The 14,834-nt window shown below is 59.5% G+C and carries 14 protein-coding genes; 1 reads left to right on the top strand and 13 read right to left on the bottom strand.

Features of this window, described 5'->3' with window-relative positions; genetic code table 11:
* Positions 1-19: 19 nt before the first annotated feature.
* From LARV_RS01970 to LARV_RS02025, 12 genes are all read right to left on the bottom strand, one after another.
* Entirely contained in the window at positions 20-1,315 is a 1,296-nt protein-coding gene (locus tag LARV_RS01970) for an ABC transporter substrate-binding protein (RefSeq protein ID WP_075072061.1), read from the bottom strand.
* Between the two features lie 341 nt (positions 1,316-1,656).
* Positions 1,657-1,986, bottom strand: coding sequence for a DHCW motif cupin fold protein (locus tag LARV_RS01975; RefSeq protein WP_075072062.1), 330 nt, complete (start codon positions 1,984-1,986; stop codon positions 1,657-1,659).
* A gap of 57 nt (positions 1,987-2,043) precedes the next feature.
* A complete protein-coding gene (locus LARV_RS01980) occupies positions 2,044-2,574 on the bottom strand; it encodes an L-2-amino-thiazoline-4-carboxylic acid hydrolase (RefSeq protein WP_083522259.1) in 531 nt (176 codons plus the stop codon).
* Between the two features lie 88 nt (positions 2,575-2,662).
* The gene (locus LARV_RS01985) at positions 2,663-3,493 is read right to left on the bottom strand and encodes a phosphotransferase family protein (protein WP_075072063.1); all 831 of its coding nucleotides are present in this window, start codon (positions 3,491-3,493) and stop codon (positions 2,663-2,665) included.
* 138 nt (positions 3,494-3,631) lie between these two features.
* A complete protein-coding gene (locus LARV_RS01990; protein WP_075072064.1) occupies positions 3,632-3,952 on the bottom strand; it encodes a GYD domain-containing protein in 321 nt (106 codons plus the stop codon).
* Positions 3,953-4,158: 206 nt separating this feature from the next.
* The gene (locus LARV_RS01995; RefSeq protein ID WP_075072065.1) at positions 4,159-4,428 is read right to left on the bottom strand and encodes a hypothetical protein; all 270 of its coding nucleotides are present in this window, start codon (positions 4,426-4,428) and stop codon (positions 4,159-4,161) included.
* 136 nt (positions 4,429-4,564) lie between these two features.
* Positions 4,565-5,236 (bottom strand): response regulator, encoded by a 672-nt coding sequence (locus LARV_RS02000; protein WP_075072066.1) that lies wholly within the window; start codon positions 5,234-5,236, stop codon positions 4,565-4,567.
* Positions 5,226-6,728 (bottom strand): sensor histidine kinase, encoded by a 1,503-nt coding sequence (locus LARV_RS02005; RefSeq protein ID WP_075072067.1) that lies wholly within the window; start codon positions 6,726-6,728, stop codon positions 5,226-5,228. Before LARV_RS02005 ends, LARV_RS02000 begins: the two co-directional genes overlap by 11 nt.
* 6 nt (positions 6,729-6,734) lie before the next feature.
* Complete coding sequence (locus tag LARV_RS02010; RefSeq protein ID WP_075072068.1) at positions 6,735-9,212, bottom strand: FtsX-like permease family protein; 2,478 nt, start codon at positions 9,210-9,212, stop codon at positions 6,735-6,737.
* Positions 9,209-9,946, bottom strand: coding sequence for an ABC transporter ATP-binding protein (locus LARV_RS02015; RefSeq protein WP_075072069.1), 738 nt, complete (start codon positions 9,944-9,946; stop codon positions 9,209-9,211). The genes LARV_RS02010 and LARV_RS02015 overlap by 4 nt, the downstream gene beginning before the upstream one ends.
* 107 nt (positions 9,947-10,053) lie before the next feature.
* Complete coding sequence (locus LARV_RS02020) at positions 10,054-11,034, bottom strand: class I SAM-dependent methyltransferase (protein WP_075072070.1); 981 nt, start codon at positions 11,032-11,034, stop codon at positions 10,054-10,056.
* A 224-nt stretch (positions 11,035-11,258) separates the two neighbouring features.
* Positions 11,259-12,704, bottom strand: coding sequence for a tryptophanase (locus LARV_RS02025; RefSeq protein ID WP_075072071.1), 1,446 nt, complete (start codon positions 12,702-12,704; stop codon positions 11,259-11,261).
* Positions 12,705-13,093: 389 nt separating this feature from the next.
* On the opposite strand from LARV_RS02025, the gene LARV_RS02030 reads away from it, so the two are divergent.
* Complete coding sequence (locus LARV_RS02030) at positions 13,094-13,831, top strand: SPL family radical SAM protein (protein ID WP_075075073.1); 738 nt, start codon at positions 13,094-13,096, stop codon at positions 13,829-13,831.
* Between the two features lie 126 nt (positions 13,832-13,957).
* Here LARV_RS02030 and LARV_RS02035 read toward each other — a convergent pair whose 3' ends face one another.
* A complete protein-coding gene (locus tag LARV_RS02035) occupies positions 13,958-14,374 on the bottom strand; it encodes a nitroreductase family deazaflavin-dependent oxidoreductase (RefSeq protein ID WP_075072072.1) in 417 nt (138 codons plus the stop codon).
* Positions 14,375-14,834 lie beyond the last annotated feature (460 nt).

Genomic DNA, 14,834 nt, shown 5'->3' on the forward strand with positions numbered 1-14,834 from the left:
CCGGAAGGCTTATTCCAGATCAATCACCGAGTTTGAAGTTATCAGCGGTGTAGAACTTGTAAGTCTTCCAATGATCGCCTTCGGCCTGCAGGATGACCCACGGGGCGGTCACATTGTTGTGCGAGTTGAACTGCAACGGGCCAGAGACGCCCATGTACTGGATGGTCTTGCCTTCCTTCAACAAAGCCATGCAATCGGCGTAGGAAAGGCACTGGTTCTCGCCGGTCGTGACGGCCTTCAAATTGGCATTGATGGCCTCGCCGGTGGCTTTGCCGCCGATCTGCATGGCCAGGGCTTCGATAATGAAGGAGTCATACAGAGCGCTGGCATACGGGGCAATGGATTCCTGCCCGGTCTTCGTCTTCCAGAGGTCCAGGAAGCGCTTGTAGGAGGGCGAGTTCACATCATCCGCGCCGGTCTGGCCGAATTGACCCACCATGACGTCCGCACCGATCTGCGCCACAACCTCATTCGCGCCCAGGTCGCTGCCCAAAATCCATTTGCCGCCGTAATTGCCGCGATACCACTCGCGCATGATATTGGCAGCCGAGTCAGCGCCGGCCGAAAGCAGAACGATTTCGGGTTTGGCTTCGAAGACCTTGGCCAGTTCGGCCTGGTAGGAAGTCTGGCCGGGGTTGAAGGCTACGTTGGCGACCACTTTGCCGCCGGCGGCCTCGAAGGCATTTTGCATCGTCACCGCATTGCTTTGCGGGGATTCGCTGTTTTCATACAGGTTGGCGGCTGTCTTGAAGCCTTCATCCAACAAGAATTTAGCCGTACCAATTCCGCAGAAACTATCCGATAAGGCGACACGGTAGACATAATCGCCGCCCTCGGTATCCAACTTTACGGTACCGCCCCACTGATTCATAATCGGCACCTTGTTGGTGCGCGCGAAATCGAGCAGGGAGACACTATCGGTGGAGTTCAGACCGAGCAGCGTGATCGCCCCATCTGTGAACACAAGTTTGTTGGCGCCGGTCACTGCGCCCTGCGCGGTCGATTCATCGTCTTCTGTCGCCACGGTGACCTTGCAGCCAAGCGGCCCGCCGGCGGCATTGATTTCTTCGACAGCAATCTCTTCGCCGGGCAGTTGGGCGGCGCCCAGGTCGCCCAGGTCGCCGGTCAGAGAAAGCAGCAAGCCCATCTTGATTTCACAGGACGCATTGGATTGAGCCGCGGCGGGGGCATCCGTCGCCTTCGCGGCCGGAGCTGCGGTGGGCGTGGCGGCGCAGCCGACCATCGCCAAAACCATGATCAATGTAAAGATAATGCCAGCTGCGCGTCGCAGTTGGACCAAGCCGGATTTCTTCATCATATTCTCCTCAGGTTGATTGAATGGGAACATTTCTTTAACATTCGGGAAAGCTACTGAAGTACGTAAAAATTTACTTATTCGGTGGATAGGTATGGGAAAGCACCTCCTTCTATTCCTGAGACCGTACTTTACTGTTCATTACGGTTGATCAGGTGAATACAAAGCGTAATAAGAAGGCAATAATGGTATAGCCGGAAGCAATCCGGCTATACTTGCTCAATAATGAAATATAAGCATTAATAAGTTACGGGGGAATTGGGATTATTGTATACAGCGCAGTATGCAGTGTCAACCAAAATAGTATTGTAATTTAGTTACAAATTTATTTAGAATTATCGTTAATCCACGATAAACAGCTTCGCTCCCGTGGCGGTATATGAACGATGCGGATCGGTATCATCCGCCACCTGATAGCTGACGCCCGGGGTAAGCACAAACTCGCGCCCATCCGCCAATTCGGTATGCAGTTCCCCTTCCAGGCAAAATAGAATGTGGCCCTTCTTGCACCAGTGATCCGCGCGGTAACCGGGCGTGTATTCGACCAGGCGCACGCGAATCTGGTCGAACTGCTGCGTGCGCCAGTACGCCATGCCGGTTTCACCTTTGTGTTCGGTCGGGACAATTTTGGACCAGTCGGTCAGGCCAAAGGGAATGTTCTTCATTTCCATGAGAAGCTCCTGTGGTTATGGAATACCGTAAAATCCGAAGGTGGACGCCGGGCGCCCTTAATCTACGTCGCCGGGTTCTTCCAACGTGAACCGGAAATCGCAGACCGGCTGGCCCTGCATGATGGTCTGGGTGCGTGATAGAAGGATGCGCGGATTGAAACCCTGGGTGAAGGCTCCGTCCCGGCTGCAGGAAAGGCAGAACCCCAGGTCCAGCATCCCCTCACGTTCGTAATATTCGGCATACCGGCAGCGGGTGACATCGAAGGAGAGGTTTTGGTCACTCTCCTCCAGGATGCGGAAGGAGATGGCCTCGTCTGCAGCCCAGAGCTCGCGGACGACCCTGGCCAGTTCTTTCATGGAATTGCCGCCTAACTGGCCGGCGACGGCTTTCCCGGCCGAAGCAGCATCCGATTGGATGGCCTCGGCGGCGATTTGCAGCGCCTTTTCCTCGCCCAGTTCGCCGGCGAACGCGCGGATCAGGCAGGCCGCCAGCGGCGCCTGGATCTCGCGCCGGGTAAACTGGCTGATCAGCGCAGTTTCCGAAACGGGTGGTTGGCCTTCTGGATTGGATGAACCCCGGGTGGACATATCGCCTTCCTTCGAATGATTCGGTTCGCAGTATATTATAGACCGCAGTCAGGTCCCGTCAACCCGGATTCTCAACGCCGGTTCCGCTTCATCGATCACCGCCGTCCCGGATCCAGCCCCGGATCAATCCCAGCAGCAGTTCGTTTTCGCGCAGCGGTCGTTTCTCGACCAGGCGCGCCGCTGTGACAGGCAGTTTCCAGGCAGCGATTTGCGGTGGGGTGTAACCGCTCAACACGCAATATCTTTCGAGATAAGCAGCGTTGAAGGATTGCCTGAGGACCTGTACATATTTCCGAACGGGTCCAGGAATGCCCTCCGGCAGCTCGGATGTGGTCAGGATCAGCGCGGTGCGCGCCGCATCGGCAGCCGGGCTGCCGGCGCAGGCCGTCATCCAATCCAGCACCACCGCTCGGCCATGGTCGAGGACGATATTGTCGGGGTGAAAATCGCCATGGCACAGGCAGTCGCCGTCGGGCAGCGGATCCAAAACGGCCAGGATGGCCTCTTTCTCCGCCGGCGTCAGCAGCGGCGTAGCTTGAACGTTGCGGCGGATACCCAGCTTGAAGGATGGGAGGTTGGCCGGCTTCTTCGTGTTGATTTCGTGCTGCAGGGCAGCCATTCTTTCTGCGCATGCGTGGGACTTCCAGGGAATAAGCATTTCATTCAGCATGGATTTGCCCTGAACGCGTTCGTATACAATCCCGACCCGACCGTCGTATTCGACCCAATCCATGGCCCGGGGAGCCGGAACGCCACACGCCTGGATTGCCCTGGCTTTATCGTACTCTGTCTTTGCAAAAGCCATCGGAAAATCCTGGCGAAAGAGCTTGAGAACGCGGCGATCATCCAACGCATAGACTTCGGCGGTCGCGCCCGCGCCGATTAAATGATCTGCATTCAACACCAGTTCTGCTGTCAAGGATGCTGTCCTGTTCGTTTTTTGATCCGTTATTATATGGATCAAAGCCGCCGGGTGTCAATGAATGCAACGGCTGGATCCTCAGTAAATGGATCGGAGTTCGATCGATGGGAATAAAGGACATTAGCGAAATGCAGATCAGCGTCCGGGCGGGCGAAAATCGATGCTCATCTTCACCGCTCGATCCATTTCCTCAGGCGTCAGCAAAGCCACACCCTGGATACGAAATGTACCGCTGACATTGCCGGCCAGCGTGACAGCCATCGCGCTCACGTCATCGGGAAGATTAACAATGATATAGAAATCTTCCCCGCCGGATGAAAAATAGAAGGCCTCCAGTGATTCACCCGCGCTGATCAAGGCCTGCCTGGCGGCTTCGATGCGCTTCGATCCACCTTCGGCCAGGAGACCCCGAAATCCCTCCGGCGTGCAGGAACCGTGGAAAAGGTATTTTTTCACCGGACACCTCTCTTTGATCCTACCGGATTTACATTGAAAGACCTGTCATCTGAAGGGCTTTCCCCAAGGATTAGCAAAGCCAGGATTGGAGCGAGTTTTTCTCCGGTAAAGGGCATATCCCTCACCAGATTCATTATACGGGCTTTGTCCCCCCATCTTTCCACCTGAAAAATCGGCGGGCAGGTTTCTGCATGAAAGGATTTCCCCTACCGGTCTGCGGCGGGGCTGGGGTTATCCTCGCGTAGCAGCGGTAAAAAGGTCAGCCCCCCAAACAACAGGGCCATCAACCCGACCGCGAAATAGGCCGCCGGACTGAGGGCGCCGCCGTCGCTGCCCAACTGTGAAGGGTCAGCCGCGTCCGTCCGCGCAGACTGGCCAATGTCGGCAGCCTGCACGCCAACCGTTCGAACCGGCAATACGATCCCGACCAACAGGACCGCCAGAAAAAGGATTCGCATCCAAGTGAATTTCTTCATGCTCCGCTCCATAAAAATCGATGATGCCCTTTGAACAGCGTAAGGATAACGGAACGGCGTGAAAATGAGATCAGCCCGCGGATGGAAATGATCTCCGTTCACGGGCTGATCTTTGGGTAACGGCCGTATCGAAAACCTAAGCGCTGCCGTTCTGGCTGCGCCGCACGATGCCTTCCTGCCAGGCGAACACCGCCGCCTGGGTGCGGTCGGCCAGGTGCAGCTTGCTGAGGATGTTGGTGATGTGGGTCTTGACCGTTTTTTCGCTGATCACCAGGGCTTCGGCAATTTCGCGGTTGTTCTTGCCGGCGGCCACCTGGCGCAGCACGTCCAGTTCGCGATCGGTTAACTCCTGAAACGGGTTGATGCCCTGCGAGCGCGCCCCGTGGATCTCCTGCACCATGCGCGCGGCCACCCGCGGGTTCAAAACCGCTTCGCCGGCTCGCGCCCGCCGTACGGTTTCAGCCAGGTCGTCCGGATCGATATCCTTGAGCACGTAGGATAACGCCCCGGCGCGGATGGCCGGGAAGATGTGTTCGTCCTCGTGGTACGAGGTCAACACGATCACCTGCGTGGACGGACTGACCTTCTTGATCTGGCGCGTGGCTTCGACACCGTCCATCTGCGGCAGCAGCAAATCCATCAGCACCACGTCCGGCGCCAGGTCCATCACCTGCTGCACGGCCTCTTCGCCGGTGCCGGCCTCGCCGACCACCTCGATATCCGGCTGGGTATTGAAATAGGCGCGCAGTCCCATGCGCACCACGCTGTGGTCATCGACCAACAGCACGCTAATCTTGTCAGTTTGCATGGATCAATTGTCCTTTTGGCATCAGCGGCGCAACCGCGACCACGCGCGTGCCCTCATCCTGCGCGCTGTGAATTTTCAACCACCCGCCCAGCTCCGCCATGCGCGCGCTCATGCTCTCGAGGCCGAACCCTTTTCCGGCCACCTGCTTCGGGTCGAAACCTACCCCGTTATCCGCGATCTCGAGGCGCACCAGTTCGGCCTGAATGTCGAGCTGGAGGGTGGCCGCTGAAGCCCGGCTGTGGCGCGCCACGTTCGACAGGGCCTCCTGGGTCACCCGGAAGAGGGTCTGTTCCAGCGCCAGGGGCAGGCGGCGTTCGCCGGTGACCTGAAGCGTGGCCGGGATGCGCGAATACTCGTTCCAGGTGATCAGGTAGGCGCGCAGGGCGCCGGACAGTCCCTGGTCCTCCAACGCCGCCGGGCGCAGTTCGGTGATCAACAGGCTCAGGTCCTGCTGCGAAGACTTGATCAGGCTTTCGGCCTCGGTCAGGTGTTTTTCAGCCGCGGCCGGGTCGCTGTTCAACAGGTTGCGCGCCGCGCGAATCTGCATGAAGGTCGCGAAACTTTGCTGCTTGACCGTATCGTGCAGGTCGCGGGCCAGCCGGTTGCGTTCCTCCAGGATGGCCAGTTCCTGCTGGGTGTGCAGCAGATTCTGAACGCGTTCCGCCATGTTGCGCATGCGCAATCCCAAAACTCCGATTTCATCGCGCGAGCGGTCAATCGGCAGCGGCCGGAAGTCGCCCTCGCTCCACGCATCCGCTGCATCCGACAGCGCGCTGAGGCGGCGCGTCAGGCCGCGGGACATGATGAACCCGAACAGTGCGCCAAAGGGAGCCACGGCGATCAACATCAACAAACCCGCGCCCACGATCCCGCCCACGTAAACCGGCAGGGTGCTGAAAAGCATGGACGGCGAGGGTTCCAGGGTGAGCAGGATCACGCCGACCACCGAGGAAGCCGAATCGGTCTGGAAAATGGGCACGGCCATGCGCGTGTCGCCTTTGTCGGTGGTTACCGAGAGGGCCAGCGCATCCCGGCTGCCTTCGAAGGCCTTATCCAGGATCGATTGGGAGATGAAATCCTGGCTGGGAACGTAATGCCGCCCCACCAGGTTGTTGGGGTGCAGCGGCGTCTGCGCCAGCACGGTCATATCCGGTGAGATCACCAGCAATTCAGAATCCGGCGCGATGGCCGCGGCCGGGCTGTCGAAGACATCCTGGGCCGGCAGGCTGGCGTAACCGGATTCCGCCACGCCTTCCAGCCATTCCTGAAGCCCGGGCAGGTCTTCCGCGCCGGGCTGCAGGAACTTATTGGCTTGCGGATAAAGCACGGACACAACATCGCTCAGATAACCGCGCCGGTCGCTTTCGGTCAGGCCGGTGAGCAACGCCCCCAACACCAGAAACACCACCATGATGGCCATCAAGGCCAGCACCGTCACCAGGGTATAAGTGAGGGTTAATTTGCCACGCAGCCCGCTGAAAAAGGATCGCATAACGGTTTATTCCCGATCGTTCAAGACGACCAATGGCGAAACCTGGGTGGATTTCCAGGCCACCGCCAGCACGGTAAAAAGGGTGATGCACAGAGTGAAAAGCAGGATTCCGCCGGCCACTTCGGGCGTCAGCACCATCAGGCTGGCCAACACTTCGTTTCTAAGTCCGGCCAACCACAGGAATCCCTTGACCACCGCCAGCCCTGCGCCGGCGGCCAGCAAACCGACCAAAGCATATTCTACCATCAGGGTCAACAACACGTGCCCGCGCGTGTATCCCATGGCTTTGAGCACGCCGATCTCGAAACGCCGGTCGAGCACCGACAGACTGACCGAGTTGGCCATCAACAGCATCCCGGCCAGTATGGCCAGCCCCGCCATGCTGATCGCGAACAGGAACAGGTTGTGGTACATGGCGGTGAAGCGGGCGGAATAAGCCACCAGGTTGATCACCGTCGCATTGGGGAGTAACCCGCCCAGTTCGCCGGCAGCCGCCGCCAACCGCGCGGCCGGGATGTGCGCCCAATACTGGGCCTGGTCGGCCGGGGCGATGGATTGACTTAATTCCACCGGCAGCAGGATGCCCTGCTCCGGGGCAAGCACCTGCTCCGTGTCCACGCGGTACGAACCGACCACCGGCAGATCGCGGATCGTGCCATCCCACAACTCCACCTTGAGCAAGCTGCCTTCGGGAATTTTATCCATCTCCGGCGTATAGACTCCGTCCGGTTTACTGCCCCAGTCTGCGCCGGTAAAGGTGTAGCCTGACAGATCCGTGCGCGCCGTCAATACCGGCGACAGGACCTGCTGCGAATCGGTTGCCAGATGAATGGCGCGCACGCGCGTGGAGTAATTCACCGACTCATCCTCGATCCCCTGCTTGTCCAGGGCAGCGGTGACCTGTTTAGCCTGTTCAGCCGGCGCGAGGATGGTAAGGTTGGGTCCCTGCGTTTCCAGCGTAACCGAATCGATCACGCGGTAGGCGCTTTGAGTCACCACGCTGGCCAGGGTCAGCGCGGTCACGCCGACAAACAGGGCAACCAGGGCAAACACTGGCGCCAGGCCGCGCCGCGCCAGATTGCCGCGCGCCATGTTCAATAACGGCAACCCGTGCAGCGGCAGCAGTCGGGTGACCAGCCAGAGCAGCCCGCCCAGCAAACCGCCCAGCACGGCCAACCCGACCAGGGCGCCGGCCAGCACGCCCACCGCCTTGAGAAACGATCCCATGATCAGGCTGATGACCGCCGTGAAGGGCACGGCCAGGAGCACAAACAGCAGCCCGGATTGGAACCGCGGCAGTTGGGCAGCAGAAGCGCTCTGACCGCGCAGCAACGTCACGGGGCTCACCCGGCTGGTCGAGACGATGGCCCACAGGGCGAACACCACGGTGGTGGTTACGCCCACCAGCACGGCCAACAACACCGGTTCGGGGGCCAACACCCAGCGAATCAGCATGGTGGAGGTGCGGCTGAACAGATCCACCAGGCCATACGAAACGGCCACCCCCAACCCCGCGCCCAGCAGGCTGCCAACCAGGCCCAGGATGCCGGCTTCGAGCGCAAAGAGGACCATCAGGTCGCTGCTGCGATAGCCCAGGCTTTTCCAAACCGCCACCTCGCGCTGGCGGCGGCGCAGCAAAACCTGCATGGTGTTGGCAATGCCCACCCCGCTCACCAGCAGCCCGAGCACGCCGGCGCCGTTGAGCAGCGTGGCGAACAGGTCCTGAACGAATTCATCCGCCTCTGCCAGGTCATTCGCCATAAAGACCCGCCAGCCCAACGCTTTCAGACTGGATTCCGCCGCTTCCGAATCGGCCGTCGTGGCAAGCACGGTATTCAAGGAGCGGTCGCTTCCTTCCAGTTGGGCGGCTGTTTCCAGCGAGTAATACAATTTGCTGCCCTTATGGTTGGGGGTGTCGGTGATGATGCCGCGGATGCGCGCCGGCAGGGGCTTGCCGGCATTCAGGTCGGCGAGCACCAGGCTGTCGCCCAGCGCGAGATGATATTCCAACGCCAGGTCGCGGCTGACCAGAACATCGCCGACCTCGGCCAGAAGCGTGGGCAGCCCGGCGCTTTCGGAGCCTTCCACCGACAGCGCGCCGATGGGCGGGTAAGCCGCCGGATCGATGCCAATGCCCTCGTTGGGGAAGCGCAGCTCTCCGGAATCGGGCAGGTGAAAGGTCAGCGAGGAGGTATACGCCACCAGCGTATATTTTCCGAGGACGCCGTCCTTGACAAGCTCATCCAATCCTTCGATATGCTCCGGCAGGATGGCATCCTCAGCGGAACGATCCATGCTGATATCCGCGCCGATCAGGTCGTGTGGAGTCTCGACCAACATACGCTCCAGCGAACTGGAGAGCAGGGTCATGGCGACCAACGACATGACGCCAAAGGCGACGCACAGCACAGCCACCCCGATGCGCTGCCCGCCGTGGCGCAGGTGTTCCAACGCAGTATGCAGGAAGAAATTCAGGCGGGTCATCGCTGCTCCCTGGCCAATGCCGGCGCCATGGCGGGGCCGAAATCGCGTTGGGCGGGGTCGGCCACCAGGCGCCCGTCGCACAGGTGAAGCTGCCGGTCGGCGCACAGCGCCACCCGCGGGTCATGGGTCACCATCACCACCGTCAGATTGAGCGCCCGGCGCATCTCGCGAATCAGTTGGAGCACCTGGGCGCTGGTGGCGCTGTCGAGATTGCCGGTGGGCTCGTCGGCCAGCAAAACGCGCGGGCCGCCCACCAGGGCGCGGGCGATGGCCACGCGCTGCTGCTCGCCGCCCGAAAGCTGGTTGGGCAGATGGTCCAGGCGCCCGCCCAACCCGACCTGGGTCAACATGCGCTCGGCCAGTTCGTGCGCCTGGCGCCGTTTGGGGCCGATATACAACGGCGCAGCCGCGTTCTCCAGCGCGTTCATGCTCTGGATCAGGTAGAACGCCTGGAAGATGATGCCGATCTTCTCGTTGCGGAAGTGCGCCAGGCGCGCCTCTGGCAGGGCGCTGATTTCAACGCCGTCCACGCGCACCGAGCCGCGGGTGGGGCGGTCGATGCCGGCCAGCAGCCCCAGCAGGGTCGATTTACCCGACCCCGAGGGCCCGGTCAGCGCCACCCATTCACCCTCGGCGACCGAAAAGGAAATGCCGCGCAACACGACCAGCTCGCGCCCGCCCATCGGCAGGCTGCGCTGCAGGTCGGTAACTTCGATTATGTTTTTTGAATTCATCGATGCCTCGCGAAATTGAGATTGTGGCTCTCATCTTACCCGCCCGTTCGCGAGGTGCAATCGGCCTCCGGTCTGATCTTCCCTCAGACCGGAGGCACTTAAAGAGGTCAATTCAGCATCCGAACGACGTACAAAAAGCGCCGAAAATCCTGAATTCCGCCGCATTCCGCCAGCCGGTTTTTGTAGAGGAATTCATTGCCTTCGGCTTTGAACATCGATTCCAGGTCCTTCAGGGCGGCTTCTTTTTTCAGCCAGTGCTGTTTATTTTGAACTGAAAAATCCAGAACCCGGTAGGTCTGTCCCAGAGCGGACAATCCCCTGGCGAAGGCCGTTTCATTCTCCGCAACCGGCGGCGGACAGATATAGAAAACGACCATCCGCCCGCCCGGGGTCAGATGATCCAGGAGCAGCTTTGTGACGGACGGCTGGTCCCTGGTAAAGAACAGGCTGTCGATGGCGATCACGCGGTCGAACATCTCCGCGCCGAGACTCTCGGGTTCCTTTTCGACGTCGGCGCATCGGAATTTTATCCGGTCGCGCTTGCCGGCCGTCCGTTCCGCGGCGATGCGAATGGCCTGCCCGGCGAGATCGACGCCGGTGACAAGCGCCCCGCTGGCGTCCGCGATATATTCGGATATCTGGCCGTCGCCGCAGCCGAAATCGAGCAGCGTCATACCCGGCTCGATCTGCAATTCGGCCAGGGCGCGGTCAAGCTGCTGCATGTCTGCCATCCCGTGCTGACCGAGATCCTTACCATAGACGCGTTCACAAAACAGGGCGTGCGCCCGGCTGTGCCGGATGGCCCGGTAGTATTCGTCATAGAACAGGGCATTGAGGGAGCAGCGCTGCGCGATATCCCGGACCGCGCGAGACCCATCCGGAGTCAGCGCAAATGCCTCTGCATCCCCCCGGACGAACCCTTTTTCCAGCAAAACGCCGATCAACGCAGCGTACCCGCGCGCCACGGCAGGTTGTTTCAGCTCGGCAAAGGGGACGATCGTCTCTCGACCGAGCGTCTGGTGGTTGGCTTGCAGGCGATCGATCAGGAGCAGTAATCCGATTTCCTCCAGGCATAATGAATCTTCCATGCAAAATCGGTCCTTTCAGAAGGGCAAATTACGGAGAAAAAAATCCAACCGTCGCCCGTGTACCTATTCTATTCAAATTCAAGTCCAGCGCCACTCCGCTGCAGGGTAGTTCCTGGGAAATTGAACCGTCCACTGTATGTATGGTCAATTCATGACAGCCCCCCATATAGGCATCATGAACCCCCCCATAGGGGCAATTCATGAATTGCTCTTACGGGAATAGTTCAACAGGCGTCGCCGAAATCGGCGCGGAAATCCTCCGCCAGCCGTTCATCCCAGCCGCCGATCGGCGCGAGCCGCCCGAAGAAAAAGCGCAGCACGGCCGGTTCTTCGACGAATTTCAACCCGCCGATCAACTCGCGGTGGACGAACAGCCATTTCAGCCGGTCGATGGCGTATTCGATATGCGACAGCGTGTACAGGCGGCGCGGCAGCGCCAGGCGCACCAATTCCATGTCGGCCAGCGTCTCGCTCCCGTCCGCGCCCCGGTCGGTAGAGATGGTGCCGCGTTCCATGCCGCGGATGCCAGAGGCAATGTAAATCGCCGCCGCCAGCGCGCCGGCCGGGTACTGTGACTGCGGAATGTGCGGCAGAAAGCGCGTTGCATCCAGGTGACAGGCCAGCCCTCCGGCCGGCGTCACCACCGGCACGCCCTCCTCCGCCAGGCGGCGCACGAAGTACTCGATGAAATCCGCCGAACTGCTGGCCACGGCCGGGTCGGTCATCTCGCGCAGGCCGACCGCCATGGCTTCGATCTCCTTGGTGGACATGCCGCCGTAGGTGGCAAAGCCTTCGTACACGGGCAGCCAGGCCAGGATGCGGTCGTAGAAATCCTTGCGATTGGTGGCGATCAACCCGCCGCGTGCGGCCGCGCTCTTGCGCCCCGACATGTACAGGATGTCCACGTTGCGCATCATCTCCAGGATGATCTCCTGAAGGGTCGTGCCGGCGAACTCAGCCTCGCGTTGTTGGATGAAGTATGCGTTTTCGGAGATCAGGCTGCCGTCGAAAACCAACGGAATGCCAAAAGAATCCGCCATGGCCTTCACGTCGCGCAGATTCTGCATCGAAAACGGCTGCCCGCCGATCAGATTGGTGGTGGCCTCCATGCGCACGTAGGCGATGCGCTCGGGGCCACGCTCCTCGACCGCCGCGGCGAACTTGCCCAGGTCCAGGTTGCCCTTGAACGGGTTGCAACTGCACGTCTCCAGCGCATCCTCGCCGAAGAGCTCGATCACCCGTCCGCCGGCCAGGTCGACGTGAGCCTTGGAGGTGGTGAAGTGGTAGTTCATCAAAACGGCGTCGCCCGGTTTGACAAACGCCTTGGCCAGCAGGTGCTCGGCCGCGCGTCCCTGGTGCACCGGCATGACGAAGCGCAGGCCGAATACCTCCTGCACGGCCGCTGCCAGGCGGAAGAAGCTCTCGCTGCCGGCGTAGGCGTCGTCGGAGGCCATCATCGCCGAAAGCTGCCGGTCGCTCATCGCGTTGGTGCCGCTGTCGGTGAGCATGTCGAGAAAGATATCCTTTGTGCGCAGTAAAAAGGTATTGAACCCGGCCTCCTGCATGGCTTCCAGGCGCCGGCTGGCGGGCGGCAGATGGGTCTTTTGCACGATCTTAATCTGGTGCATCTCGATCGGGAGTACTTTTCCATTCGATAAGGTGATGTTCATTATTGAATCCTTTTTAATTAGCCACAGGGAACACAGAGTTCTCAGAGAAAAAGAGGACAGAAAGAAGAGATTCTTTCTTTTTTTTGATTTTTCCTCTCTATGGTCTCTGTGGCCTCTGTAGCTTGCTCTTTCTTAATCTCAATGAATCGCAAGACGATCCTGTCAAAATCGTCTGACGGACAGATGCAAAAAGGGACACCCCCGGGCGCGATTCAGCCGGAAATGTCCCTAAAGGTAATAATACTGTTGGGGAATGCAGAAAATTTTTAGCGCGTTAGACTTTATAAAAGCTCACCATGGGCGCGATTATAGCAGATAATCTTTGCTCATTCGAAAAATCCGTCATTTGCAACCCAATTAAAATCGAAATTTTGATCTATAATCAATTCATGCTCATTCAGGAAATCCACTCCAAATCGATCCTGTGCGCGTCGAAGATCTACCCGTACGTCATCAACCCGTACACCGGCTGCCAGCACAACTGCCTGTATTGCTACGCCCACTTCATGCGGCGCTTCACCGGGCATAAGGAACCCTGGGGGCAATTCGTGGATGTGAAAATCAACGCGCCCGAGCTGCTGCGGCGCGAAATCCTGCGCAAGAAACCCGACCGCGTGTGGGTCAGCGGGGTGTGCGACCCCTACCAACCTTTGGAGGCCCAATACAAAATCACGCGCCAGTGCCTGGAGATCCTGGCCCAAAACGACTGGCCGGTCACCGTCCAGACGCGCTCGCCGCTGGTGCTGCGCGACCTGGATATCCTGCGGCAGGGACGCCAATTCGAGGCCGGCTTCAGCGTCACCACCGCCGACGACCGTATTCGCGGGCTGTTCGAACCCACCGCCCCGCCCATCCCCGAACGCATTCGCGCGCTGGGCGAACTTCACCAGGCCGGCATCCACACTTATGCCATGATCGCGCCCATGCTGCCCGGCGTCGAAAACCTGCCCGAACTGCTGGCCGGCAAGGTCGAGTACGTGCGCCTGGACCGCATGAACTATCACGACGCGGATTGGGTGTATCGCAAATACGGCCTGCAGGATAAACGCAGCGACGAATACTTCGCCGGGGCGCAGGCGCTGTTGTGCGCGAAGTTCGTCCACCTGGGGATCGAGTGCCGGGCTTAAGGGCGATCGAAAGCAACCCGGCCGTCCGCGTGGTTCCGGCTTTGCCCACTCAATGACTCACCTCGGCGCGTTAATCCATTTCAACCCACGCGAGTCGATCCTGGCCTCCCGGCTGCGGCGCTCATTTCACTTCACCCGGCTCAGGATGATCACCGGGATCACCCGCGAAGTTCTCTGCCGGTATTCTGCAAAACCGGGCATCATGTCGATCATTTTGTCGTACAAGCGGGTTCGCTCCGGCTCGGTTGCAACCGCCGCCCGGGCCTGAAACTTTTCGGTTCCGACCTCCACTGTCACCAGCGGATGGGCGAGGATGTTGTAGTACCAGGCCGGATTCGTCGGAGCCCCGCCTTTCGAGGCAATGATCACGAATCGATCGGCATCCTGAACATAGGCAGTCGGGTTAACGTGTTCCTGCCCGCTCTTTGCTCCGATCGTATGCAAAAGAAGCAGCGTCTTGCCCGCGAACGGGCCGCCGACCTTTCCGGCGTTGGCCCGAAATTCATCGATGACCATCTTGTTCCGGTCAAATGCAGTGCTCATATCAGCCTCCTCGCTGTAAAAACAGCGCTACTGCTCAGGCAAAAAAGAAAATCGTGACGCTTGCGGATAAAAATCCGCCGGCGCCGTTGTGTGGTTGATGAAGCCCGGCGAACAACTCTCCGGAGGTCGAAAACCAATCCTTCAAGACCCGGGTAGCCATCGGTTCAGAAAATGGATAAGGTTGCAACCCTTTTGCCAGATTGTTCCGATCACGAACTGTGAGTCTTGAAAATGTTTCCACGACCGCAAAAGCCGGGCAAAATCAGGGTACGGATAAAAACAATGATCCTCCTTCATCGTACAGCGGGTTTCTAAGATTCCGATAAGAGAAGTGAACAGGTGGCCGATGCTTTCGATGCCGGCCAGCGCGACCGAGACTCCATTCGGCCGCCAGAACTCGCCAAAAAAGGGGTTGTATGATAGGCTGGTTGGCATCCTCATCGTTTTTTTTTGGAGGGAA

The organism is Longilinea arvoryzae, assembly GCF_001050235.1.
GTDB lineage: Bacteria > Chloroflexota > Anaerolineae > Anaerolineales > Anaerolineaceae > Longilinea > Longilinea arvoryzae.